General features: G+C 60.8%; 15 protein-coding genes and 1 tRNA gene. 6 read left to right on the top strand and 10 right to left on the bottom strand.

Annotation, left to right across the window (positions count from 1 at the left end; genetic code table 11):
- Position 1: 1 nt before the first annotated feature.
- The 3 genes from prmC to rho all read right to left on the bottom strand — a co-directional run bounded on the left by prmC (position 2) and on the right by rho (position 4,374).
- On the bottom strand, positions 2 to 892 hold the full coding sequence (gene prmC / locus PAB09_RS05735; RefSeq protein WP_271035059.1) for a peptide chain release factor N(5)-glutamine methyltransferase: 891 nt from the start codon (positions 890 to 892) through the stop codon (positions 2 to 4).
- A gap of 117 nt (positions 893 to 1,009) precedes the next feature.
- Entirely contained in the window at positions 1,010 to 2,092 is a 1,083-nt protein-coding gene (prfA, locus tag PAB09_RS05730) for a peptide chain release factor 1 (RefSeq protein ID WP_271035058.1), read from the bottom strand.
- A complete protein-coding gene (rho, locus tag PAB09_RS05725; RefSeq protein WP_442873740.1) occupies positions 2,092 to 4,374 on the bottom strand; it encodes a transcription termination factor Rho in 2,283 nt (760 codons plus the stop codon). Before rho ends, prfA begins: the two co-directional genes overlap by 1 nt.
- 697 nt (positions 4,375 to 5,071) lie before the next feature.
- Between rho and PAB09_RS05720 the strand changes: the two genes are divergently transcribed.
- Positions 5,072 to 6,871 carry a long-chain fatty-acid--CoA ligase gene (locus tag PAB09_RS05720; RefSeq protein ID WP_271035056.1) on the top strand — a complete coding sequence of 600 codons (1,800 nt, stop codon included), beginning with the start codon at positions 5,072 to 5,074 and terminating at the stop codon, positions 6,869 to 6,871.
- Position 6,872: 1 nt separating this feature from the next.
- Here PAB09_RS05720 and PAB09_RS05715 read toward each other — a convergent pair whose 3' ends face one another.
- Positions 6,873 to 8,243, bottom strand: coding sequence for a hypothetical protein (locus PAB09_RS05715; RefSeq protein ID WP_271035055.1), 1,371 nt, complete (start codon positions 8,241 to 8,243; stop codon positions 6,873 to 6,875).
- An 804-nt stretch (positions 8,244 to 9,047) separates the two neighbouring features.
- On the opposite strand from PAB09_RS05715, the gene PAB09_RS05710 reads away from it, so the two are divergent.
- Positions 9,048 to 9,830, top strand: coding sequence for a helix-turn-helix transcriptional regulator (locus PAB09_RS05710; protein WP_271035054.1), 783 nt, complete (start codon positions 9,048 to 9,050; stop codon positions 9,828 to 9,830).
- Positions 9,831 to 10,084: 254 nt separating this feature from the next.
- Here the strand turns inward: PAB09_RS05710 and thrB are convergent, their stop codons facing one another.
- The 5 genes from thrB to PAB09_RS05685 all read right to left on the bottom strand — a co-directional run bounded on the left by thrB (position 10,085) and on the right by PAB09_RS05685 (position 17,662).
- Positions 10,085 to 11,011 (bottom strand): homoserine kinase, encoded by a 927-nt coding sequence (gene thrB / locus PAB09_RS05705; protein ID WP_271035053.1) that lies wholly within the window; start codon positions 11,009 to 11,011, stop codon positions 10,085 to 10,087.
- A 167-nt stretch (positions 11,012 to 11,178) separates the two neighbouring features.
- A complete protein-coding gene (locus tag PAB09_RS05700; RefSeq protein ID WP_271035052.1) occupies positions 11,179 to 12,531 on the bottom strand; it encodes a homoserine dehydrogenase in 1,353 nt (450 codons plus the stop codon).
- Between the two features lie 487 nt (positions 12,532 to 13,018).
- Positions 13,019 to 14,392: a diaminopimelate decarboxylase gene (gene lysA / locus PAB09_RS05695; protein ID WP_442873719.1), complete on the bottom strand. Its 1,374-nt coding sequence runs from the start codon at positions 14,390 to 14,392 to the stop codon at positions 13,019 to 13,021.
- Positions 14,349 to 16,001, bottom strand: a complete 1,653-nt coding sequence (gene argS / locus PAB09_RS05690; protein ID WP_271035050.1) for an arginine--tRNA ligase — start codon at positions 15,999 to 16,001, stop codon at positions 14,349 to 14,351. The genes lysA and argS overlap by 44 nt, the downstream gene beginning before the upstream one ends.
- An 11-nt stretch (positions 16,002 to 16,012) precedes the next feature.
- Positions 16,013 to 17,662 carry an L-lactate permease gene (locus PAB09_RS05685; protein WP_271035049.1) on the bottom strand — a complete coding sequence of 550 codons (1,650 nt, stop codon included), beginning with the start codon at positions 17,660 to 17,662 and terminating at the stop codon, positions 16,013 to 16,015.
- Positions 17,663 to 19,395: 1,733 nt separating this feature from the next.
- On the opposite strand from PAB09_RS05685, the gene PAB09_RS05680 reads away from it, so the two are divergent.
- The 4 genes from PAB09_RS05680 (at position 19,396) to PAB09_RS05665 (ending at position 23,353) form a co-directional block, all read left to right on the top strand.
- On the top strand, positions 19,396 to 20,181 hold the full coding sequence (locus PAB09_RS05680; protein WP_271035048.1) for a (Fe-S)-binding protein: 786 nt from the start codon (positions 19,396 to 19,398) through the stop codon (positions 20,179 to 20,181).
- Positions 20,178 to 21,707: a LutB/LldF family L-lactate oxidation iron-sulfur protein gene (locus PAB09_RS05675; RefSeq protein ID WP_271035047.1), complete on the top strand. Its 1,530-nt coding sequence runs from the start codon at positions 20,178 to 20,180 to the stop codon at positions 21,705 to 21,707. Before PAB09_RS05680 ends, PAB09_RS05675 begins: the two co-directional genes overlap by 4 nt.
- A gap of 14 nt (positions 21,708 to 21,721) precedes the next feature.
- Positions 21,722 to 22,351 (top strand): LutC/YkgG family protein, encoded by a 630-nt coding sequence (locus PAB09_RS05670; RefSeq protein ID WP_271035046.1) that lies wholly within the window; start codon positions 21,722 to 21,724, stop codon positions 22,349 to 22,351.
- Between the two features lie 929 nt (positions 22,352 to 23,280).
- A tRNA-Arg gene (locus PAB09_RS05665) sits at positions 23,281 to 23,353 on the top strand.
- Between the two features lie 178 nt (positions 23,354 to 23,531).
- Here PAB09_RS05665 and PAB09_RS05660 read toward each other — a convergent pair.
- A complete protein-coding gene (locus tag PAB09_RS05660) occupies positions 23,532 to 24,788 on the bottom strand; it encodes an Nramp family divalent metal transporter (protein ID WP_271035045.1) in 1,257 nt (418 codons plus the stop codon).
- Between the last annotated feature and the right edge of the window lie 18 nt (positions 24,789 to 24,806).

Below are 24,806 nucleotides of genomic sequence, written 5' to 3'. Positions count from 1 at the left end.
CCTATTGATCCTTTGGTTTATTGACTTCATAGTCGCGCGCGTTGCGGGTTGCGGTCACGAAGCGAGCCCTTCCGGTGAGGTCCACAAGGACCGCGACGTCGTCGAAATAGCCGCTTTCAGCAACCAGGTGGTGGACCTGCTGGCTGGTGGAGTCATCGTGTTCGATACCGATGATTGCGCCCGGTGCCGCCAGCCGGGCCATCTGGGGCACCAGCTTCCTTATGAATTCCATGCCATCGGCGCCGGAGAATACGGCCTCGTGGGGGTCGAAGTACACCTCCGGCGCAAGATCAGGTGTCTCCGGGACGTATGGCGGATTGGAGACCACCGCGTCGAAGAGCTCGCCGTAGAAAAGGGCGGGATCCACAGCGTCGGCGCGCACCAAGCGCACGTGTTGTCCGATATTGAGCTGCGCATAGGAATAGGCCTGCTCGGAAAGTTCTACCGCACTAACCTGAGCCTGGGGCAGCTCGTGGGCGAGATAGCCGGCTAGGGCACCGGAACCGGTACACAGATCCAGTACCTTGGGGTTGCGAGCATTGCGCAGACGCCGCGCAGCCCAGTCGGCTAGTACTTCAGTTTCCGGGCGCGGAATGAATACCCCTGGGCCCACCTTGAGTTCGAGCGGGCCGAACCAGGCAGTGCCGATGAGGTGTTGGAGTGGATGCCGAAGGCGTCGGGAAGCAACCAGATGTACGAGGCGATCGTAATCGGGGGCGGCGAGCACGTCCCGGCGTCGCAGCCCCACTTCCAGCGGCTCGATGCCCAAGACATGCGCCACCAGCGCCCGGGCATCGACCGCAGGGGTATCCACTCCGGCCTGCTCAAGCGTGGCGGTAGCCTCCAACAATGCCTGGTGGACGGTTACTTCGGTCCGGTCGAGGGGGTTCATGGGCTCCTGCTTTCCTGCTTTCTCCTACTGTTCTGCTTGAGGAAGGAATACATCGAAGGGACCTCGCCACAGGCAAGGCCCCTTCGTTTTCTTTGACGTCCGTGTCGCGCGGGCGGATTATTCAGCTTCCAGGCGCTCGGCACGCTCGGCGGCGCGCAGCGCGGTGAACAGATCATCGAGGTCGCCGCCGAGGACGGAGTCAAGGTTGTTGGCCTTGAATCCGATGCGGTGATCGGTGATGCGGTTTTCCGGGAAGTTGTAGGTGCGGATGCGCTCGGAGCGATCCAGGGTACGGATCTGTGCGGCGCGCCCCTCGGCGGCCTCGGCATCCGCGGCCTCCTCGGCGAGAGCCTGGAGGCGGGCGGCGAGCACCTGCATGGCGCGCGCCTTGTTCTGGATCTGTGAGCGTTCCTTCTGACAGGTCACCACGATGCCGGTGGGCAGGTGGGTGATGCGCACGGCTGAGTCGGTCGTGTTCACACCCTGGCCGCCCTTGCCGGAGGAACGGTAGACATCGATGCGCAGGTCCTTGTCATCGATCTCCACCTCGCCGACCTCGTCCGGCTCGGGGTAGACCAGCACGCCGGCGGCCGAGGTTTGGATGCGCCCCTGGGACTCGGTCACCGGGACGCGCTGCACGCGGTGGACACCGCCCTCGAACTTGAACACGCTCCAGGCTCCGTCACGCGACGGCTGCTTCGAGCGAATCGACAAGGTCATGTCCTTGACACCGCCGAGATCGGACTCGGAGACGTCGAGGACCTCGGTGGAAAAGCCGTGCTTGTCGGCGTAGCGCTGGTACATGCGCACCAGCTCGCCGGCAAACAGCGCGGCCTCCTCGCCGCCTGCACCGGCCTTGACCTCCATGACGATGTCGTCGCCGTCATGCGGATCGCGCGGCGCCAACAGGTCGGCCAGTTTTTCCTCGTTGTCCACGACCTCCTGCTCGAGGCGGGTGACCTCGGCCTGGAAATCGTGGTCTTCATGGGCCATCTCGCGGGCAACCTCGAGATCCTCGCGGGCCTGCACCAGCGCGTTATTGACGTTGATGATCGGCTGGAGTTCCGAGTAGCGCTTCGACAGCTTGCGGAAAAGCGTCTGATCCCCCATCGTCTCCGGATCGGCCATCTGCATCTCGATGCCCTGATATTCGGAAACGATGTCGTCGACGGCGGAAACCTGGTTTGTTGCCCCTGCCATTAGTCCTCCTCGGACAGGCCGGCCATCGGAGCAGACGATGCGATCTGCATGAGGAACTCGCCGTTGGACTTGGTCTTCTTCAGCTGCTTGATGAGCAGGTCGATGGCCTGCTGCGGGTCAAGCGCAGAGAGGATGCGACGCAGCTTGTGCATGATCTTTGCCTCATCCGGCGGCAGCAGCAGCTCGTCCTTACGGGTGCCCGACGGGTTGACATCCACCGCCGGGAACACGCGACGCTCAGCAATCTTGCGATCCAGCTTGAGCTCGGCGTTGCCGGTGCCCTTGAACTCCTCGAAGATGACGGTGTCACCGGCCGAGCCGGTTTCGACCATCGCAGTGGCGATGATCGTGAGCGAGCCGCCGTTTTCGATGTTGCGGGCAGCACCCAAGAAGCGCTTGGGTGGGTAGAGGGCGTTGGAGTCCACACCACCGGACAGGATGCGTCCGGATGCCGGGGAGGAGTTGTTGTAGGCACGGCCCAGGCGGGTGATAGAGTCCAGGAGGATAACCACGTCCTGGCCCTGCTCCACCAGGCGCTTGGCGCGCTCGATGGCAAGTTCTGCCACGGCGGTGTGCTCTGCCGGCGGGCGGTCGAAGGTGGAGGCGATGACCTCGCCCTTGACGCTGCGCTGCATGTCGGTGACCTCTTCGGGGCGCTCATCGACAAGCACGACCATGAGGTAGCACTCAGGGTTATTGGTGGCGATCGCGTTGGCGATGTTTTGCAGGATCGTGGTCTTACCGGCCTTCGGCGGGGAGACGATCAGCGCGCGCTGACCCTTGCCGATGGGCATGATGAGGTCGATGACGCGCGTGGTCAAGATCTTCGGATCCGTCTCCAGGTGCAGGCGCTGGTTCGGGTACAGCGGGGTCAGCTTGGCGAACTCGGGGCGCGCCTTGGCTTCTTCCACGGTCATGCCGTTGACGGACTCCACACGCACCAGCGGGTTGTACTTCTGGCGATTGCGTCCGCGGCCAGAGCTGTGCTGCTCGCCCTGCATGCGCACCTGTCCGGTGATGGCATCGCCTGGACGCAGGCCAAAACGGCGCAGCATCTGGGAGCTGACGTACACATCGGCAGGGCCTGCGTGGTAGCCGGTGGTGCGCACAAAGGCCACGTTGTTATCTACCACGTCCACGATGCCCGCGATGTTTTGCAGCACCTCGTCTTCACGCGGCTCGTTGTAGTTGTCCCCCTGTCCATCGCGGTCACGACCACGGCGGTTCCGGCGGTTTCGGCGGTTGTTGCGGTCCTCGCGGTTGTTGCGTTCGTTTCGGTCCCCGCGCTCGCCTCGCTCGCCGCGTTCATTTCGTTCATTGCGCTCGTTGCGGTCCCCGCGCTCATTGCGGTCCTCACGGCTATTGCGTTCTGCGCGCTCGCCGCGGTCACTGCGCTCACCGCGCTCGACCTGGTCTGCACCAGCGGCGTTGTCCGTTGCCTCCCCAGTTTGCTTATCGACGCCCGTTGGCGCGGAGGCCTCGGATGCGGCGGCCGACTCGTGGGCTGGGGCTGTGTCCTGGTCCTCGTTGCCACGGCGCGAACGCTGCTCACGTCCTTCGCGCTGCTCACGACGAGCACGGTTGCGGCGGGCGCGACGTGCAGCGGAGCGGGACTCGAAGTGCTGCTCATCCACACCGGCGGCAGTCCCCTCGCCCTCTGCTGCGCCTTCAGCGCTCACCTGTGCATCATTGGCTGCGGCATGCTCGGTGGCTCCTGCTGTGGCATGCTCGGCACCCGCGGCAAGTTCCTTGCTGTCGTGGCGCACGGCGCGACGGCGACGGCCGGCGGTGGGGGCTTCGGCGGCTTCGGTGCGCGCCTCAGTGTTTGCATCAGCCTGCACCACAGCCTGGGTCTCGACAGTGGTCTCGGCACCCATGCCTGTGGACTCACCCTGGGCGTTGTCGACTGCGGCGGTGGCGGTGGCGGTGGCCGCGCCGGAAGCCTTAGTTGCGCGACGGCGGCGCGTGGTGGCCGGCTTGTCTTCAGCAGCAGGAGCGGACTCCTGTGCCGTTTCAGTCTGCGCCGAGGCGGTTGCAGCCTTCGTGGCACGGCGAGTGGTCTTGCGTGCGGAAGTCGGCTTCTCCGCGACATCCGTGGCAGCTGAATCTGCGGTGATCTCAGCCTGTTCTACTTTCTCGGCCTTGCTGGCCTTGTCGGACTTCGGCGCGCTCTTGGCGGCGCCAGCGCCATTAATGGCCGCAATGAGGTCACCCTTGCGCAGCGCCGAGGTCCCCTTCAGGCCCATCTCGGCAGCGATCTTGCGCAGCTCGGGAAGACGCATGGCAGCGAGATTACGCTGTGCGCCGGTATCTGTATCAGTCACAGATGTCCTTTCGTGTGCTTGTACCAAAGCGACATCCCACCACTAATCCTTGCCACCGTGAATAGTGGGTACGCGACGATGAACGAGGCGTACGAGGATCAACGCGCAATTGCAATAACAGTGCTTGCGCATGGTACTTGTGGGATTATTCCGTCAAGCTTGGCAGCATCCTTATGGAAGTTGGTCGATGATCGATACGCGATGATCGACAGATTTTGTTGGCAGCCATGCACATGGCGTTAAAGGTGACATGACCGGAACCTTCGTCCTGCCCTTCGTGGCAACCGCAGCCCGACAATTTTCAGGGTGAAATGGGAAGGCCTAACCCAGGCAAACAAGCAACGGGGTTCAGGCAAGCGCGTTTATTTTCATGGCACCCAAGGTGGAGCACTAAAAAGTGTGTATTAGCGCAGTTTTAGGGGCTGACCACCAAAAACCGAACCACGACTGGGCGCGCACGAACGCGTAAAACGAAGGTTCACGCTCAAGTGTAGCCCACAGACGTAATCATGGAGAAGTTTGACGCCATTTTTTATACATCGCCGCGCCGGCGCAGTGACTTCGCGCATCCGGAACCTGCGGGCGTCGGAAAGCACGCCCCGCAGCGTTCGAAGTAATAGCTCCCCCGCTTCACCGGCTGCGTTAAGCTTCATCTATGCACTCAACGATGCAGGACTTGCCACTGAATCTCTCACGCATCCTCACCTACGGATCGACGATTCATGCCAACACCAAGATCACCACCTGGGACGGGCCTCAGCACGCCGAAACCACCTACCACGAGGTCGCTGCACGGGCGGCGGCGCTCGCCCACGGTTTGCGCGATGAGCTTGGCATCACCGGTGACAAGCGCGTGGCCAGTTTCATGAACAACTGCGCCGAGCATCTTGAGACCCTCTTCGCCGTTGCCTGCATGGGTGCCGTGTTCAATCCGCTCAATAGGCAGCTCATGAATGACCAAATTCGGCACATCATCAACCACGCCGAAGATGAGGTCATCATCGCCGACCCGCGCTTTGCTAAACAGCTCGGAGCCATCTTGGACGGCGGCTGCCCCAGCGTGCGCGCGGTAGTTTTCATTGGCATTCACGACATCACCGAGCCAGCCAGCTTTATCCCCTCGACGATCAATTGCCACTCTTATGAGAGGCTTCTCGACGGCCGCAGCACCGACTACCCATGGCCGGTCGTGCCCGAAACCCACGCCGCGGCGCTGTGTTATTCCACCGGAACCACCGGCGCACCCAAAGGCGTGTTGTATTCCCATCGCTCCATCTATTTGCAGTGCATGAACCTGCGGACCACAGACTCATTGGCCATCACACACGGACAGACCTTTTTGTGTTGCGTGCCGATTTATCACATCTTGTCGTGGTGCGTGCCCGTTGCCGCCTTCATGTCGGGCACCCCATTAGTCTTTCCTGGTTCGGACATGTCGCCGCAGGCTCTGGCCACCATCATCGCCAACTCACATCCGCGCGTGGCTCATGGCGTCCCGACCTTGTGGATTCAGCTCATGGTCCACTACATCCACAATCCGCCCGAGCGCATGAGCCTGCAGGAAATCTTCGTCGGTGGGTCCGCCGTGCCCCCGGCGCTGATTCACCTGTGGGAGGAGCGCTACGGCGTGGACATCGTCCACGTGTGGGGCATGACAGAGACCTTATCCATCGGCACCGTGGCGCGCCCGCCTTCGGGAGCCTCCGGTGAGACGCGACAAAGCTACCGCGAATCCCAGGGACGGTTCCCGGCTTCCCTGGAATACCGTGTGGTCAACGACGGCGAGGTCGTCGCCTCTACCGACCGCAATCAAGGCGAGATCCAGGTGCGAGGCAATTGGGTGACCTCCCAGTACTACCATTCCCCCACCGAGGAAGACTCCGGGGTTGCGCACACCTTCCGCAACAAGGAGGTCGATGACGCACCAGAGCAGTTCACCGCCGATGGTTGGCTGCGTACCGGCGACGTGGGGTCGGTAACCTCCGATGGCTTCTTGACCATCCACGATCGCGCCCGCGACGTCATCCGATCGGGTGGTGAGTGGATCTACTCCGCCTTGCTGGAAAATGAGATCATGGCTGCCGCCGTGGTCGTCGAATGCGCCGTGATCGGCTACCCAGATAAAAAGTGGGGCGAGCGGCCGCTGGCGGTCACCGTTCTGGCGGCCGGCATTGCCCGCGATCGCGATACCGCCGAGCGCCTGCGCGACAAATTGCGAGAGAAGTTTCCCGGCTGGATGCTTCCCGAATACTGGGCCTTCGTCGACTCCATCGACAAGACCTCGGTGGGCAAGTTCGACAAGATTGACCTGCGCGAACACGTCAAGAATGGCGATTTCGAGGTCATCGCCCTGCAAGGGCCAGGCCACCGCAGCACCAACCGTTCGTCGAGCCCCATCATCAACCAGGCCGCAAGCCCCCTCGAAGACCCGGTGGCACCTGCCGAAGACGACTAGCCTAGCTCGCCGGAGCTTGCCTCGGCCTGCCGCCACACCCCCACCAGTGATGCGGTAGAAATGCGCGCACCACTGCCGCCGCCGCCCATAGGAAGCTCACGGCCATGAGTGCGATGCCCATGGACACCACGGCTATCTGCGGCACATGCTCTCCCACCGGCACCTTCCCCACGATGGTAAGCATAGCTCCGCACCCGGTGATAACCAGGCGGGTTCGCAGCCCGCGCGTTGCCGCGATTCGGCGATGCTTGATGACATCTGGGCCGCCTCCGGCGACCACGGGAAGCAGAAAGCCCAGCACCTGGACAATCATGGGGAGCAGCCCCGCGCCCACCACCACCGGAGCAAGTGCGGCAAAAAGATCCCGGGGGCTTATTTCTCCCGTCATGGCGCTGGCCACGCCCAGGCCGTCGGCAAGCAAACACACCGCGAGCCAGACCACACCGGCGTAGACGGCAAGGCGAGCACGCGAGCCTGCGGGCGCAGGAGGTGGGGATGCGCCCGCAGCCTTCGTGCCTGCATCATCAAGGCGCGCCCGGCGAGGCGAAGATGCCACTACAAGCAGTGCCAGACCCGCACTACCTGCGAGAATCTCCGCGGCACCGGCCACGGCGAGCAACCAATCGAGATGTGCATTCCCGGCTAACGGCGCCGCCTTGATACACACAGCACCAACCGCAATCCCGATACTGGTGAAATACACGGTCAACAGCGTGCGGGAAAGTCTTTTCACTCCTGGCGCTACCCTCTGGCCTTTCATCGTGGGCAACAAGGTAAGCACGGTTATCAGCACGATGGGGAAAACAAAGCCCCACACCATGGCCCGAGCATGCGCGGAAATAAGCAGGTCATAATCTCCTGCGGAATGGGCCGCCGCAATCGCGAGCATGATGGCACCAACGGCACAACCACCTGCCGCTACATAAAATCGCGCCAGGAAGGAATACTGCCCGCCCATCCCTTCCAGGCAGGAGTCTAGGATCCCACCAAAATGGATGGTCAATGCCACCAAAACGAGGATGGCGCCGAAGTCAGCAAGCCCCGACCATTCGTATCCGGCACGCCCCAGCACAAGGCAGGCCAGGCCAATCTGTACCATGGCGATACGGATCCCGACCCCGCGGACGACGGTGGCAGGGTCCTGCTTCATTCGGGTCAGCGCGCCAGCGAAATGCTGGGTGTAGACCATAATGGCGGTGACCACGGCCCCCAACGTAAAGGCATGCACGCTCGCCCACCAGCTCACCGCAACGCCTTGAGAAAAAGCCAGCGAAAGTGCAAAGCCCGTCAGCGCCCACACCCCGGCAACTCCGCCGAGGGCAAGGTGCCACCGACCCACACCCCACGAGTTGTTGAGGGATGGGCCCCGCATCGGCAGTGGCGGGCCGATTCCAAGCGCGCCACGGCCTTGTTTTTCACCGGCTTTTCCCGGTCTTATTCCTGAGCTTAAACTGAGAGAAATGGGATTCTCCTGCCCGGAAACCGACAACTCTCGCCTCTCATCATTGCCCACAAGCAAACTTTTCCGCTCGCATCCCTGCATTTGTTGACAATTGCACATGTCCCGAATTGAACCAAGTCCCTCAAAAAGACCCACAAGACCTCAGCAACTCATAAAACATCGACGAAGCACACATACACCACTTCCCCAGCCGAGCCAACGCAGCCATTTTACCAGCCATTTTTCGTTTCAATAAAGAGGAGCTTCTAGGATGCGAAACGCCGGAAAAACCGTACACCAAAAAGGTTAATAGCCATTGAGCAATCGCCCGCAATCACCCTCAAGACGGAGACAGTCTCGGCTCTACTTGCCCGATACGACCATCGTTCACCCCCAGAAATGTGGGATGTGCAGGTTCTTATGCTTTTATTAGAAATAGATATGACGGAGGCCATAGTTTCACGCTTGCACAGTCTATAGCCGCTTTTTCATATTTAGAAACTGAGCCCCGTTGGATAGATCCCACAGATGACCCCAACAGGGATTTCTAATTCACTTTCCCAGCTAATAAGATCTTCCGCAACGCTGAAATTCCGTCGACCTTGCGAAGTGGGAAGGTTTCCGAACCAGGACGCATTGGGGCGATGAAGGCTTTCACGTCTTGTCGTCGAAGGCACCAGCATGTACCAATCCATTCCCAAAGAGCAGTGCACCAACATTTGACAGGAAGAACGTATGAACCTCGCCGTACATCCTGCTCCACGCCCCGCCTTGGAGTTATTCCCGGAGTCCTTGAACCTCAGCCCTAAGCAGCGCAGCGTCCTCGAGGTACTCAAGCGCTTCCCTCAGGGCGCAAAGGTAGGTGAAATCGCCGAGGCAATGGGAGTTCATGTCAATACCGCGCGCGGACATCTGGATGAACTGCTTGACCGTAACGCGGTGGTGGCCGTCCCCACCCGCAGCCCAGGTCGGGGACGGCCTTCATTGCTCTACTCAATTCGGGTTCCCGATAATCGCACCGTGGCCAACGAATACGTAAGCCTCATCGGCATCTTGACCAGCTACCTTGAGGAGTCCGACTCGGAGGAAGCTCACAAGGCCGCGCGGGAAATCGGACGTCGCTGGGGCAGCCGGCTTCGCGAGGATGGCCTATTCTCCCAAGACACCCCCACCGCGCTAAAAGCCATCAAGTCGCATCATACTCAGATGGGATTCGATCCGAAAGTAGAAAACCAGCGGTCAGAGGACGCTTCAGAGAATTCACTGACCATGCATCTCAACTCCTGCCCATTCATGGCCCAAGGCACTACCCCATCTCCTATCATGTGTGCCATTCACCGAGGTGTGCTCGATGAGATGCTCAAGACCACCTCCGCAGAAGCCAATCTCGAGCCGTTTACCTCATCCGGCCCGTGCACCCTGACGCTGGATAACCCGTTCGCACAATGCCAGGGACCGGCTTCCTGCCTGGGCTCCTCCTTGGAGGTATCGCACACCTTGAACAACGCAGGTGTTTAAGGCAATTGCCCTTTCCTTATCGACAAGGCCTGGGCTGACAGGCTCGCAGCACATGGCGCACCCACCTTTTCTGGTCGGGTGCGCCATGTGCCTTAATGGCTCGCTCGCCGTCTTGGTCTCCACTAGGGCCGACAAAAGAGAATCTCGGGGCCGACTTCACAAGTGGGACCGAATTGACCGAGAGGATGTGAACCCGGGCTAGAACTGACAAAGGCGCGAGGACGATCGTCGTCCCCGCGCCCTTGTCTTTCTTCTTAGGCGTTGCGCTCCACCCTGACGGGTCCTGCGACGTCAAGAGGGAGAACCCGCAGGCCTTCATCGCGGGCCTGGTTGAGAATCTTCTCCTCCACCGGCTTTGTGGACAGCACCATGATGGTGGGCCCGGCACCGGAAAGGTAGGCGGCATAGCCACGGTTACGAAGACGATTGACCCATTCCGCGGTGACCGGAAGAACATCGGCACGGTAGGGCTGGTGCAGGCGATCACGGGTTCCCTCCCACAGCAATTCAGGGTGCTGCTGCAGGGCCACGGTCATCACCGCCACGCGGGAGACGTTAAACCGGGCATCCACGTGGGTCACGTCGCTGGGCAGCACCCGACGCACGGCCTCGGTAGAGGCGTGGAAGCTCGGCACCAAGGCGGTGGCCTTGATCGACTCGTGAACCGGGATCGACACCGCGCGGTACTGCGGTTCGGTGCGCCCATCGACCGGGATCTCTGTCCAGGAGACCACAGCGTTGCCCAACACCGAGGCCGCAGCATTGTCGGGGTGCCCCTCAAAGGCTGAGGAGAGCTGGACTACCTGATCGTCGGTAAGCGGGAAACCGGCAAGGCCGTTGGCGGCGCTGACGCCAGCCACCGCGGCGGCCGCCGACGATCCCAGGCCACGGGCCTGCGGAATGTTATTGTGGCAGACCACGCGCAGACCCGGCACGTCCACGTCAGCGGCCTTGAGCCCAGAGCGGATGGCCTTGACCACCAGATGGGAGCCGTCGAGCGGCAACTCGCCTTGCCCCTCGCCGAAAACCTCAACCTGCAGCCCCGAGGCGATGACCTCAACCTCAACCGTGTCATACAAAGACAGCGCCATGCCCAGCGTGTCGAAGCCCGGACCAAGGTTGGCCGAAGAAGCAGGTACCGTGACGGTTACCTTTGCGCCGACCGGAATCTCAATCGCCATCGTGAATGCAAGCCTTTCGTTTTCGTTCCATTTGCCGAACCGGCATCCGCCAGCCCAGCCAGACAAGTTTTTTCGCCCCCAGAAAACCACAAAGGGGCATCGGCCTGTCACCATTATGACCGATGCCCTAGGCAGGCTGGTTTATCGGGCAGAGCTTCTTAAGAGGGTTACTCGCCTGCCATGCGGATGACCGAGTTGACGTCCTTGACGCTCGGCAGCGCCTTGACCTCCTCGACAACCTTGGCCAGGTCGCGTTCCTTGGCGGTGTGCGTGACCAAGATGAGGCGCGCGGAGCCGTCTTTTTCTTCTTGGCGCACGGTGCGTAGGGAGATCTGGTGCTGGGCGAACATCTGGGTCAGCTCAGCGAGCACACCGATGCGGTCTTCGACCTCCATGTCAATGTGGTAGCGGGTCGGAACCTCGCCAAAGTCTGCGATCGGCAGGTTGGCGTAGGTGGACTCGCCTGGTGCACGGCCGCCGAAGACCTTGTTGCGGGCGGCACCGACGATATCGCCGAGAACAGCCGAGGCGGTGGGGTTACCGCCAGCGCCGTTGCCGTAGAACATGAGCCGGCCGGCGGCCTCGGCCTCAACGAACACGGCGTTGAAGGACTTATCCACGCTGGCCAGCGGGTGGGAACGCGGGATGAGGGTGGGGTGCACGCGCGCGGAGATGGACTCGTTGCCGTTCTCGTCGACCAGGCGCTCGCAGATGGCCAGAAGCTTGATGGTGTTGCCGGCCTGCTTGGCGGCCTCGATGTCCTTGGAGGTGATCGCGGAAATGCCCTCGCGGTAGACATCGTCTGCGGTCACGCGGGTGTGGAAGGCAAGCGAGGCAAGGATCGCGGCCTTGGAGGCTGCGTCATAGCCCTCAACGTCGGCCGTCGGGTCGGCCTCGGCATAGCCCAAACGGGTGGCCTCGGCGAGCATGTCATCGTAGGAGGCGCCGGTGGAGTCCATCGCATCGAGGATGAAGTTGGTGGTGCCGTTGACAATACCGGCAACAGACTGCACCTGATCACCAGCCAAAGAGCGGCGCAGCGGGCCCACGACTGGGATGGCTGCGGCCACGGCTGCCTCGAAGTACAGGTCCACGCCCGCAGCGTCGGCTGCCTCGCCCAGCTCGGCGGAGTGTGCAGCAACCAAGGCCTTGTTGGCTGTGACCACGGACTTGCCGTTGCGCAGGGCGTTCAAGACCAGCTCGCGCGGGTAGTCGATGCCACCGATGACCTCGACGACGATGTCCACGTCGTCGCGCGCGATCAGCGAGCGGGCATCCGTGGTCAGCAGACCCATCTGATCGGCCAGAGAACCCTTGTGCTTGTCGACGTTGCTCACGGCTACGCCCTTGACCTCAAGAGGGCCACCAGAGCGGTGCTCGAAGGCATCCGCGTTCTCCGTCATCAGACGAAGCACCTGGCTGCCGACAGTGCCGTAGCCGAGGATGGCGATACCCACGGGCTCGCCAGCTCCCTTGCCGGGGTTGAAGGTCTGGGCTGGTGTGGTCGTTGCGTTCGTCATGGTGCTCCAGTCTAGTAGACGGTCCCGCCCTGCTTGTCGAGCACGTGTCCCGCGCAAGGCTGCAATTGGCAAGTCACTACCTCACAAGGGCGCATGCCCTCGCGCGGTGGATCATTGAACGTCGAGGGTTGAAGGTACAAAGTTCATTGATGTGTCTGTACCTGCACACCGCCTTTTACCTGATCAGCCACCTATGCTCAGGCCTGCAAAGCAGCGGTGGGAAGAACAATTTCAAGGGTGTGCGAAGTAGACTACAACTGCCCGATTCTATTCCACGCGCAAGGAAATAGCAGGTTGGCAGGAAGAAAACTTCCCCCACCTACCCCCCTGCCCAGCAACCGGCACCGCTTACGCAGGAGACGCGGAAAAGACTGGGCTTAAGAAGCAGCTTCGCTGTTGCCAATGCTACTTCCCTTAAAGCCCCACCAGACTTCATAAATTAACCGCTGGGTTCCACACCACCGTGGAACCCAGCGGGGAGTGCTTCTTAGACCTCGAGCGCGAAGTAGTCGTCCATGGTCTCGCGCCGCAGCATCAACGATGCTCGGCCGCCCTCAACAACCACGACTGCCGGGCGCAGAGCCATGTTATAGCGCGAGCTCATGGCGTAGCAGTAGGCCCCGGTGGCCGCGAAACCTACCAGACGGCCGGCGGTGATATCGTCGGGCAGCTGGGCGTCGGAAAGCAAAATATCACCGGACTCGCAGTGGGAACCGACGATGCGGGTGGCAATCAGCGCGCCGGAAACGGTGCCGTCGACCACGCGCACGTCATAGGCGGCATCGTAGAGCGCGGGACGGATGTTATCGCTCATTCCGCCGTCAACCGCGAGATAGCGGCGGGTGGTGTCGGCATCGATGTGGACGTCCTTGACCGTACCTACCTCGTAAATGGTCACCGTGGATGGTCCCGCGATCGCGCGCCCGGGCTCCACCATCACCTGCGGCGCCTCGATACCCAGCTCGGCGGCGGTCTTGTCCACGGCCGTGATGAGGTCGTGCGCCACGGCGTCAACGTCCAGGGGTTCCTCATCTTCGGTGTAGGCAATGCCGTAGCCGCCGCCAAGGTCGAGCACGGTGAGATCGTCTGCGCCGACGACATCGACCAACTGCTTGTACAGCTCGAGGATGCGCTCGGCGGCAAGCTTGAAGCCTTCGGCATCGAAGACCTGGCTGCCTACGTGGCAGTGCAATCCCTTCAGCTTGAGGTTGGGGGCCTCGTGGGCTGCAACGGCTGCTTCATAGGCGCGCCCCGATGCGAGCGAGAAACCGAACTTCTGATCCTCGTGGCTGGTGGCAATGAACTCATGGGTGTGAGCCTCCACGCCGGGCTTTACGCGGACAAGCACCTCTTGAACCACGCCGGCCCCAGCAGCTACCGTGTTCAGCCGTTCCAATTCCTGGAAGGAATCCAGCACTACCGTACCCACCCCGCGGACCACGCAGGTGCGCAGAAACTCCAGGGACTTGTTATTGCCGTGGGCCGTGATATCCGCGGGCGGGAAGTCGGCGCGCAGTGCGACAGCCAATTCACCGGCTGAGGCCACGTCCAAGTGCAACCCTTCGGCCGCGACCCAGCGGGCGATTTCCGAGGTCAGGAAGGCCTTGGAAGCGTAGTGGACATTGTGTCCGCCGCCGAAGGCCTGGGCCATGTCACGGCAGCGCGAAACAAAGTCCTGCTTGTCCATCACCATGAGCGGGGTGCCGTACTCCCGCGCGAGATCGACGAGGCTGACGCCTGCGATCTCAACAGTGCCGTCGGCCCGTCGCTTCGCGGTGCGCGGCCACACGTGGGCTGGGATCTGATCGAAGCTCACGTTACATCCGCTCCGGTGCGCCCACGCCAACCAATCCGAGTGCATTGGCCAGCACCTGGCGGGTGGCCTTGGCCAGTGCCAAGCGCGCGGTGTGCAGCGGCGTTGCCTCCTCGTCCTGCTTGGGCAGAATCTGGCAGGCATCGTAGAAGCGGTGGAAGGTACCGGCCAATTCCTCGGCGTAGCGGGCCACGCGGTGAGGCTCGCGCAGCTCGGCGGCGGCCTTGACCACGGCTGGGAATTCACCCAGGGTACGGATGAGATCGCCCTCGCGCTCGTGGGTGAGCAAGGAGTAGTCCGCCCCCTCGGCGGAAACGCCGAGGTCAGCAGCCTTGCGTGCGATCGAACACAGGCGGGCATGGCCGTACTGAACGTAGTAGACCGGGTTGTCGGAGGACTGGGAAGCCCACAGCGCAAGGTCGATATCGAGGGAGGAGTCCACCGAGGAGCGGATCATCGAGTAGCGGGCAGCATCCACGCCGATTGCCTCGACGAGGTCATCGAGGGTGATCACGGTACCGGCACGCTTGGACATACGCACGGCCTTGCCGTCGCGCACGAGGTTGACCATCTGGCCGATCAGCACCTCGACTGCCTCCGGGTCATAGCCCATGGCCGCGGCCGCGGCACGCAGGCGGGAGATGTATCCGTGGTGATCGGCGCCGAGCATGTAGATGCACAGGTCGTGACCGCGGTCAAACTTGTCGGCAACGTAGGCGATGTCGCCGGCGATGTAGGCTGCATCACCGTCAGACTTGATGACCACGCGGTCCTTATCATCACCGTAGTTGGAGGAGCGCAGCCACCAAGCGCCGTCCTTTTCATACAGGTTGCCGTTGTCTTTGAGCTTGGCCACCGCGCGGTCCACCGCCCCGGACTCAAACAGGGAGTTCTCGTGGAAGTAGACGTCGAAGTCGGTGCCGAATTCGTGCAGGGACTCCTTGATATGGCTAAACATCATGTCCACGCCGAGTTCACGGAAGGTTTCTTGCATCTGCTCCGGCTGCTGCGTCAGCACGTCCGGTTGCTTTTCGACGACGCGGGCTGCGATGTCCTTGATGTATTCTCCGCCGTAACCGTCCTCTGGGGTGGGCTCGCCCTTGGCGGCGGCCATCAGGGAATTGGAGAAGCGGTCAATCTGGCGACCGTGGTCATTGAAGTAGTACTCGCGGGTAACCTGCGCGCCGGAGGCGGCGAGCACGCGCCCCAAAGAATCACCCACCGCGGCCCAGCGGGTACCACCTAGGTGGATGGGGCCGGTGGGGTTAGCGGAGACGAACTCCAGGTTGATGCGCTTGCCTGCGTAGAGATCCGAGTGGCCATACGCCGCGCCCGCCGCGATGATCTGCCCGACGATCGCGCCCTGAGCCGCGGCGGCAAGGCGAATATTGATAAAGCCCGGGCCCGCGATCTCGGCGGTATCCACGGCATCCGAACCTGCCAGGGCATCAGCCAAAAGCTGGCCCAACTCGCGCGGGTTCATTCCCACCTTCTTGGCTACCTGCAGTGCCACGTTAGTGGCGTAATCGCCGTGCTCCGGGTTGCGTGGACGCTCCACCACTACCTTCTCCGGCAGTGCGGTGGTGTCCAGGTCACGCTCCTGGAGAACGGCGATTGCTGTGTCCTTGATGAGAGATGAAAGATCCGCTGGTGTCATGAATAGGCAGTTTAGCCCACAACCATGAAACCAAGAACTGTAGACTGCAGGAACACGAGGATGCAGACATAAACCAGCAGGCCGAGGGAGTACTTCCACGCCTGGCCCATGATCTTGGCTTCGCCGTTTTCCATGTTCACGGCGGTCGCGGCGATGGTCAGCGTCTGCGGGCTCATCATCTTGCCCAGCGTGGCACCGGCCGTGTTCGCGCCTACGAGCAGGGTCGGGCTGACACCCACCTGGCTTGCGGTGGTGGCCTGCATCTGAGCAAACAGTGCGTTGGCGGAGGTTGCGGAGCCGGTCACCCAGGTGCCGATCCAGCCCAGGACCGGGGAGATCAACGGGAAGATGCTGCCAGCACCTGCGAGGAAGGCGCCGATGGAGGCGGTCTGCCCAGACATGTTCATGACATAAGCCAGGCCCATCACAGAGGCGATCGTCAGCGCCGAGTAGCGCATCTTATAGCCGCCGCGACCGAGCTCGGCAAAGCCCGCGCCGATACCCAGCGGGTACTTGCCCTGCCCGTTATTAAAGGTGTAAACCAACACGGTGATCACGCCACACAGGAACAAGATGGTGCCTGGCGTGGACAGCCAGTTGAAGTTGAACATGGTGTTGGCAACTGGTTCGCCGGCCGCGTCGAGGACGTGGCCGTTGAGTCCTGGCCATCCGAAGCGGATGTCCGTGGACTTCAGTGCGCCGGGCACATCCACTCCGAGCTTCCAGAGGCTGGTGAAGGAGAAGACCACGACGATGAGCAGGTATGGGAACAGTGCGAGCACGGTGCGCTCGGTGGTCAGGTGAATGGAATCCGCGTCGATGGCCGAGGCCTGATCCTCGGGGGTGACTGGCTTCCAGAAGCGAAGGAAGACCACGCCTGCAATCAGTGACAACAGGCACGCTACGACGTCGGTAAGCACGAAGCTGAAGTAGTTGGAGGCCAGGAACTGGCCGCCGCCGAATGTGATGCCCAGCAACAGGGCCATCGGCCAGGTCTGGCGCATGCCGCGCTTGCCATCCATGATGAAGGCCAGAATAAACGGCACGATCAGTGCGACGAGGGACAGCTGGCGTCCGGCCATGGCGGCGACGTCTTCACCGGGGATGCCGGTAAGCAAGCCACCGGTTGCCACCGGAATGCCCATCGCGCCGAAGGCCACCGGCGCACAGTTGGCGACGAAGGTGACAAGAACGGCCTTCATGGGCTTCAGGCCGATGGCCAGCAGCATGGCCGCCACGATGGCAATCGGCGCGCCGAAGCCGGCCAGGGCCTCGAGGAGGCCACCAAAGGCGAAGCCGATCAGCATCGCCTGGACGCGCATGTCACCGCGGCCGATCTTGGAGAAGATCGTGCGCATATCCTCAAAGCGGCCCGTTTTCACCGTGAGATCGTAGATCCACACGGCCATCCAGATGATGTACACGATTGGGAACAGGCCAAACGCCGCGCCTTGTGTAAACGACAACACGGCAAGCCCGGCGGGCATCTTGAAGGCCACAATGCCCACCAGCAGCGCCACCGCGACCGATGCCAGCGCTGACCAGTGTGCCTTCCATTTCAAAACCATAAGGAAGATGAAGAAGGCGAAAAGGGGCACGATGGCACACAGCGCGGACAACCCTAGGCTGCCTCCCACCGCGTTCGTCGAGGATGTAAACATGTTTTCGGTGCCTCATTTCAGCGTCGAAGTGATGAAGTCGATTGATTGCCCATCTGCCAGCCGCAGCTGGGCTACTCCCCCACGTCATTCCCCTCAGCAACCTGCATGCGCGCAAGCCGGTGATTGAAAGCACCTTTGGCTGCTGCACCAAGCTTCACTATTTATAAGGAATGACCCTTTCCATGTCGATTTCCTCCGGGCTGCGGAGGATAAGGCCTGCGTCCGAACGCATCGGGCGGCAAGCCAGCCATGCTGGGGGGACTCACGCGAGTACCTTGAGCAATCTTTTAAGTGATTCAGTATGAAGTTGTCCTTAATTCTGTGGTCCGTCTGAGCCAAGAAGATCATGGGGAACGGCTGGCAGCGGATAGGGGATGCTGGCAGTCGGTCGGCAAGACCAAGAAAAAAGCCTCTAGCCCCGAATTGGGGGATCAACCGGGGTGACGCTGGGGCACTCCATCGCCAGCCGGAAAGCACATGGGGCGCGAGTGCCCACTGGTTGTTACCGGCAAGCACAGTGAAAGCCCATTCATAAGCTGGTGCAAGCATTGCCCAACCAAGCCAGCCTGAACTGGACTTTGTCACTCGAGGCGATTCCATCCCACAGGCTGAGCCATTCCATCCAGAAAAAACCGTTTCGACCTCGATGGTTATAACCTTTAATCCGGCGTGTCGGCTGCCACAAGTGCACTTACCGCACAAAATTCAAACGTTTTTACGTCCGAAAAATCGTTTGCACTGCTTTGCCCGATTGATTTTTGAAGCAAAAAATAGCAAAACCAAAAAGATACAACACTGAATGTGCCCGTATCTTGCCGGATTTTTCGCGCCATTAGCAACCAATTCCCCGTCATTTCGAGCATTTCTCATTGTTTTCGGTAGTCCCCAAATGCCTCTTTCAGCAGCCCTCCACGCGGTGAGGTGAACTCGAACAACCACTGGTCAGCGCGGTATTACCGCCCCGCCACCACTCCAGAAGACCTTGACCAATCAAGGTCACGGACGCAATGGTCAGACCGTAGTGTCCCGACCACGGCAAATTGCTGCCGATTTAAAGTGCCTCAGAAACAAAATTTTTAAAAGCCGAAAATTCGCCTTTTAAAAAAAATAACAACGCCATGCGACCGGAAAATAGTCCAACTATTAGCACTATATTTTGCTTCTATATTCAGTTCTCAACTAAGCGCTTTCCCCAAGGAAAACACATTTAAACATAAATTTAAATGACAGTTCTCACCACAGCTTGGGCCATGCGCCTCTGCCGACAACTGTACTATGCACCACCCCACATCACGCCAATCCTGTGAGCACTTAACACTGGCTTACTGTATGTGAGAACCGTCACCACACGTTTTTCTACAAGATTCGCCACATGTTTTCGCAGCTAAGCCATTCTGGTCAGACCAATCGCACCCCGGCCTTACGCCGAAAGCACCCCCACCAATGCACCCCAGCGACTGCCCATCATGCCCGGTTTCATGCACCGTAACGGCCACTTTCCATCCAGAAAAGTAACTGGCATCACCAACCATGGCATGGGGTTTTTGAGCTTTGAACGCCTTTTAGAAACACTAACGTTGCGTAAATAATTCCTGCTTAGCCACCTTTTTTTGGATTCATCATTTCTAAAAATTCGCTAGGATGAAAGACGTCCGTTAAATGCCGCCCGTACGTATGAATAAACGTGCATTCCGGCAATAAAATCAGCCCCCAACTCAAAGGAGCTTGAAACCGTGAGAGTTGCGCTCTTTTCTACCTGCATCGGCGATGCCATGTTCCCCGATGCTTCCAAGGCAACCGCTGTTATCCTTTCCCGCCTGGGTTATGAGGTCGTGTTCCCACCGGAGCAGACTTGCTGCGGCCAGATGCACGTCAATACCGGCTACCAGAAGGAAGCCATCCCGCTGATCGAGAACTACGTCGACGCTTTCTCCGATCCTTCGATCGATTACGTCGTAGCCCCTTCCGGTTCCTGCATCGGCGCCGTGCGCGAACAGCACGAGCACATTGCTCACCGTTATGGTTCCAAGGCTTTGCAGGACGGCGCCAAGACCGCCGCCAAGAAGTCCCTGGACCTGCCGGAATTCCTCATCGATGTCGCTGGCGTTGATAACGTCGGTGCCTTCTTCCCGCACAAGGTCACCTACCACCCCTCCTGCCACGGCCTGCGTTTCATTGGGCTTGGCGATCGCCCATACCGTCTGTTGGAGAACGTCGAGGGCCTGCAGCTTATCGACCTGCCCAATAAGGAAGAATGCTGTGGCTTCGGCGGCACCTTCTCGCTGAAAAATGCCGCTACCTCTGCGGCCATGGTCTCTGACAAAGCCCGCAACATCGAGTCCACCGGCGTCGAGTACGTCACCGGCGGCGATTCCTCTTGCCTGATGAACATCGCCGGCGCTCTTTCTCGCCAGCACGTGGGCATCCGCGCTATCCACCTCGCCGAGATCCTCGCCTCCACCAAGGAGCACCCGTGGACCCCCACCTCGGCTGTCTACTCGAAGGAGTTCATGCTGTGAGCGTCTTTCTCGGCACCCCGACCCTGCCCCCGCGCGCCTCTGAGTCCTCGGAGCTGCGCCTCGGCGACAACTTCGTTAAGGCCGCCAATGAGGGCCTGAACAATGCCACTCAGCGCCGCAACCTGACCAAGGCCACCACCACCATTCGTGACAAGCGTATGCGCGTCACCAGCGAGATCTCCGACTGGGAGGCGCTGCGCCAGGCTGGTTCGGACATCAAACGCGACGTGGGAGCCCGCTTGGACGAGCTGCTCGTGCAGTTCGAAGAGGCTGTCACCGCCCGCGGCGGCCACGTCCACTGGGCTCGCGATGCGGAAGAGGCCTGCCGGATCATCACCGGCCTGGTCAAGGAAACCGGCGAGAAGAACGTGGTCAAGATCAAGTCCATGGCCACCATGGAGATAGGCCTCAACGAGCACCTCAAGAAGGAAGGCATCGGCGCTCGTGAGACCGACCTCGCCGAGCTCATTGTGCAGCTGGGTAAGGATCGCCCGTCCCACATCCTGGTTCCGGCTATCCACCGCAACCGCGCCGAGATCCGTGACATCTTCATCCGCGAGATGCCGCACACCGATGAGTCTTTGACCACTGAACCCGCCGACCTGGCCGAGGCCTCGCGTACCTTCCTACGCGAGCAGTTCATGAAGGCCAAGGTCGCCATCTCCGGCGCCAACTTCGGCATCGCCGAGACCGGCACCGTCACCATCATGGAATCCGAGGGTAACGGCCGTATGTGCCTGACCCTGCCGGAGACCCTGATCTCGGTCATGGGCATTGAGAAGATCTTGCCGACCTTCCGCGACCTCGAGGTCTTCTTGCAGCTGCTGCCGCGTTCCTCCACCGGCGAGCGCCAGGCACCGTATGTTTCCACGTGGTCGGGTGTCACCGACGGCGATGGGCCGAAGAACTTCCACATCGTCCTTGTCGATAACGGTCGTACCGCCGTGCTTGCCGACGAGCAAGGCCGTGAGGCCCTCAAGTGCATCCGTTGCTCCGCCTGCCTGAATGTCTGCCCGGTTTATGAGCGCGCTGGTGGCCACGCCTACGGCTCTACCTACCCCGGCCCGATCGGCGCCATCTTGACTCCGCAGTTGACGGGCATCAAGGACAAGCACGATCCTTCGGCTTACCTGCCGTATGCTTCCTCCCTGTGCGGCCGCTGCAACGAGGTTTGCCCTGTGAAGATTCCGTTCACCGACATCCTCCTGGAGCTGCGCCACCAGAAGATTGAGACGGACAAGCCGAAGATCGAGGCCGGCATCATGGGTGCCATGCAGCTGGCATGGGGCAACAAGAACCTGTGGAACACCGTCACCAAGATGGTCTTCCTAGGTCGCGTGCTGGGTGGCACGAACGGAAAGATCACCCACCTGCCGAGCTTCTTGGCCGGCTGGACAGATGTCCGCGACACCGCCGTGCCGCCGAAGAAGTCCTTCCGCCAGTGGTTCGACACCGACGAAGCCCAGAAGTTGCTTGCTGACGCACGCCGCGAGGGCGTTCCTTCGACCGACGCTGACGAAGCGTAAAGGAGTAATGCGAGATGGACGCAAAAACTGAGATCCTCACCCGCATCCGCAATGCCAACAAGCTGGCCAAGGTTCCGGAGGGTGCCTACCCCACCTCCCGCGACTACATCCAGTCCACCGAGCTGCCCCACGATGAGCTGCGCGATCTTTTGATCGACCGCCTCATTGACTACAAAGCACAGGTTGTTCGCTCCACCAAGGACACCCTCGCCCTCGACATCGCCCAGATCCTGGACGATCGTGGCGCCAAGGACGTTCGCTACGCACCTGGCCTGGATGCGTCCCTGTTCGAGGCGTTCGAAGGTTCCGCTACCGCGGACAGCGCCGATTCGGATCCGCGTTTGCTCAACGACGTTGATGCCGTGGTCACCGACTCCCACGTGGCTTCCGCCCAGACGGGCACCATCTGTCTGGAGTCCGGTCCAGACTGTGGCCGTCGCGCGCTGACGTTGGTTCCCGATTGCCACGTCTGCATCGTGCGTATGGAAAACGTCGTCTACGGTGTGCCAGAGATGGTTGCTCGCCTCAACCCCTCCCTACCCAACACGATGATCTCGGGTCCGTCGGCAACCTCCGACATCGAGCTCAATCGCGTTGAGGGCGTGCATGGCCCGCGCACCCTGATTTGCGTGGTCGTCGACTAAGCACGAGCCACTGAAGACCCCAGCGTGCATCACTGCACGGCTGGGGTCTTCTTCTGTCCAAGCACAACGCTTAACACAGACAAGGGCGGTTGGGACATCCGCATAGCGGGCTGCAACGACTCAGGCTGCGTCAAAAAGCCACGATGCGCCATGACAAAGTCCAGTGCGCTAGGTGATGCATGCAATGGCTGCCACAGCCGCACCCTCCTGCTGCCTTGAATAATGAGAAAAAATGCACCTCCTACCTGCGATACGGCCCGGCCATTACCGCTATTGCCATCGTTGCGGCCCCGCTGCTTGTCGGCTGCACGAATGATTCCAGTTCAACTGATTCGACTACTAGTGCGACCCCAGCTAAAGCATCACGCACCTAAGCAACCGCGGACTTTCCATCAAAGACCGCCGCAGGTCTAGAGTCCACTGGTCACGCCCCTGCATCCGCATCCAACCAAGACGGCCAAGAGGTATCTGTAGAGGTATTTCAGGAGTATTTGCGATCCGTTCACCGCTGTTCAAGCAGCGGTGGAAAGTGATGAGGTATCGAATGCCAGCCCAAGAAGAATGCCTCTATTCTGCGTTCTCAGTTCTCCGTTCTCCGCCGATGCTGGGAATCCAGAGGCCGCCGGTGGCTAGCCCCTCGGAAACCTCACGGTGGATGATGGCCTAGCGGCGCGTTCGGCGGCCCAGAAATTGCAGGATCCTCCGATCGCCACGGATCGCCTCCAACTAGTTCCAGCAAGCCCTGATTGATCAAGTTTCATCGCCAAGCAAGCGCCATAAGCGATGGATAATGTCGGTACAAAACACTCCAAGGCGACCGGAATTTCTAACCCCCGATACAGGAGTGGTAGTATCGCTAAGGCGTGCAAGCGACGGGGATGTTCCTCGTTTCGGCGGCTTCGCCAGCCTGAAAAGCACCTGTACGCAATGTCTCCGTAGCTCAGTGGATAGAGCATTGGTTTCCGGTACCAAAGGTCGCAGGTTCGAATCCTGTCGGGGACACTTTCTTCTAGCCCCCCCCCGTCTTCACCATGAAGGCGGGGGCTGTTCGTCGATAAGTGCGGTTTTTCGGATTCCTGTCTCCCCATTCGCGCGAAACTTCTCCGCGTAGCCTGAAGTATTCTCACATCGCGACCCCAGCTTGCTCAGTGCTCCTGTGAGTTCCTGGGCTCACTGCCGCCTAGCCGTCAACGGAGTAAATCACGAGTGCAACATTGAGCGCGATGATCAATCCGGCAAGGATCCAGGCGATCAGTTTGGTTCCCAACTTGTCGGCGTACTTTCCCATGACACGCCTCGAACCGGTTGCGAGAAACAGTGGCACGATGGCAAAGGGGATACCCAGCGACAAAATGGCCTGACTCCACACCAGCGCGGTCGTGGGGGAAACCTTGAAGGCGAGGACCACCAGTGCCGGAATCAGTGAGATAAGGCGCAGCACCCACATGGGAACGCTGACTTTGAGCATGCCCCTGATGATTTCCGCGCCAGCGTAGGCGCCAACGCTCGTCGACGCGAGTCCGGATGCCAGAAGGCCAACCGCAAAGATGACACCTACCGCATCGCCAAGCGTTGCGACGATCGCGGCATGCGCCCCCTCGATGGAGTCTGTGCCCGTCATGCCGTAGAAGGCATTGGCGGCGAGTACGAGCAGGCCAATATTGACCGCGCCGGCAATCGCCAAGGCCCACACCACATCGACCTTCGTTGCTTGCAGCAGACGCGCGATCCGGCTTCCGTCAGCCGTCGATCCTGACCCGAATCGATCGTTTACCAAGGCGGAGTGCAGGTAGATCGCGTGCGGCATCACGGTGGCACCCAGCATCGAGGCTGAAAGCAACACCGAATCCGCGCCTGCGAAGCGAGGGATAAGCCCAGTGGCCACCGCCGCCGGGGCTGGCGGGTCAATGAGTATTCCGGCCAGAAAGCCAAAGGCGATGATGACGAGCAGGCCGATGACCACGCGTTCTAATACGCGCTGCTTTCGACCTTGGAACAAGAGCAAGGCAAAGGAGACGGCACCGGTGATAACGGCACCCCACAGCAGTGGCAGGTCGAAGAGCAGGTTGAGCGCGATTGCGCCACCAACGACCTCAGCGAGGTCAGTAGCGATGGCAACGAACTCGGCCTGAGCCCACATCACGATGCGGGTGCCGCGGGGGAGTCTATCCCCCATCATTGCGGGTAGGGATTTGCCCGTAACGATTCCCAGCTTCGCGGATTGGTACTGGATGAACACGGCCATGAGGTTGGACAAGACCAGCACCCAAACCAATAGGTAGCCATAGCGCGCGCCCGCGGTAATGTTGGCTGCCACGTTGCCGGGGTCAACATAGGCGACCGAGGCTACGAAAGCCGGCCCCAATAAGCCGACAAGCCCCACCCCGGCATTGCGCCGAGGCTGGGGCTTGTTTGTACGTGGCCTATTCACTCTCATCAACTTACCACCTTGCTG

The sequence above is a fragment of the Corynebacterium sp. SCR221107 genome (assembly GCF_027886475.1).
GTDB lineage: Bacteria > Actinomycetota > Actinomycetes > Mycobacteriales > Mycobacteriaceae > Corynebacterium.
The sequence above is the reverse complement of the archived record's forward strand: the minus strand, read 5'-3'. Positions and strand labels throughout refer to the sequence as shown.

What these genes read in the sequence shown, in the direction of transcription:
- prmC (WP_271035059.1), bottom strand. Translation starts at nt 892, where the DNA reads ATGAACCCCCTCGACCGGACCGAAGTAACCGTCCACCAGGCATTGTTG.
- prfA (WP_271035058.1), bottom strand. Translation starts at nt 2,092, where the DNA reads ATGGCAGGGGCAACAAACCAGGTTTCCGCCGTCGACGACATCGTTTCC.
- rho (WP_442873740.1), bottom strand. Translation starts at nt 4,374, where the DNA reads ATGCGTCTTCCCGAGCTGCGCAAGATCGCTGCCGAGATGGGCCTGAAG.
- PAB09_RS05720 (WP_271035056.1), top strand. Translation starts at nt 5,072, where the DNA reads ATGCACTCAACGATGCAGGACTTGCCACTGAATCTCTCACGCATCCTC.
- PAB09_RS05715 (WP_271035055.1), bottom strand. Translation starts at nt 8,243, where the DNA reads ATGCGGGGCCCATCCCTCAACAACTCGTGGGGTGTGGGTCGGTGGCAC.
- PAB09_RS05710 (WP_271035054.1), top strand. Translation starts at nt 9,048, where the DNA reads ATGAACCTCGCCGTACATCCTGCTCCACGCCCCGCCTTGGAGTTATTC.
- thrB (WP_271035053.1), bottom strand. Translation starts at nt 11,011, where the DNA reads ATGGCGATTGAGATTCCGGTCGGCGCAAAGGTAACCGTCACGGTACCT.
- PAB09_RS05700 (WP_271035052.1), bottom strand. Translation starts at nt 12,531, where the DNA reads ATGACGAACGCAACGACCACACCAGCCCAGACCTTCAACCCCGGCAAG.
- lysA (WP_442873719.1), bottom strand. Translation starts at nt 14,392, where the DNA reads ATGCACTCGGATTGGTTGGCGTGGGCGCACCGGAGCGGATGTAACGTG.
- argS (WP_271035050.1), bottom strand. Translation starts at nt 16,001, where the DNA reads ATGACACCAGCGGATCTTTCATCTCTCATCAAGGACACAGCAATCGCC.
- PAB09_RS05685 (WP_271035049.1), bottom strand. Translation starts at nt 17,662, where the DNA reads ATGTTTACATCCTCGACGAACGCGGTGGGAGGCAGCCTAGGGTTGTCC.
- PAB09_RS05670 (WP_271035046.1), top strand. Translation starts at nt 21,722, where the DNA reads ATGGACGCAAAAACTGAGATCCTCACCCGCATCCGCAATGCCAACAAG.
- PAB09_RS05660 (WP_271035045.1), bottom strand. Translation starts at nt 24,788, where the DNA reads ATGAGAGTGAATAGGCCACGTACAAACAAGCCCCAGCCTCGGCGCAAT.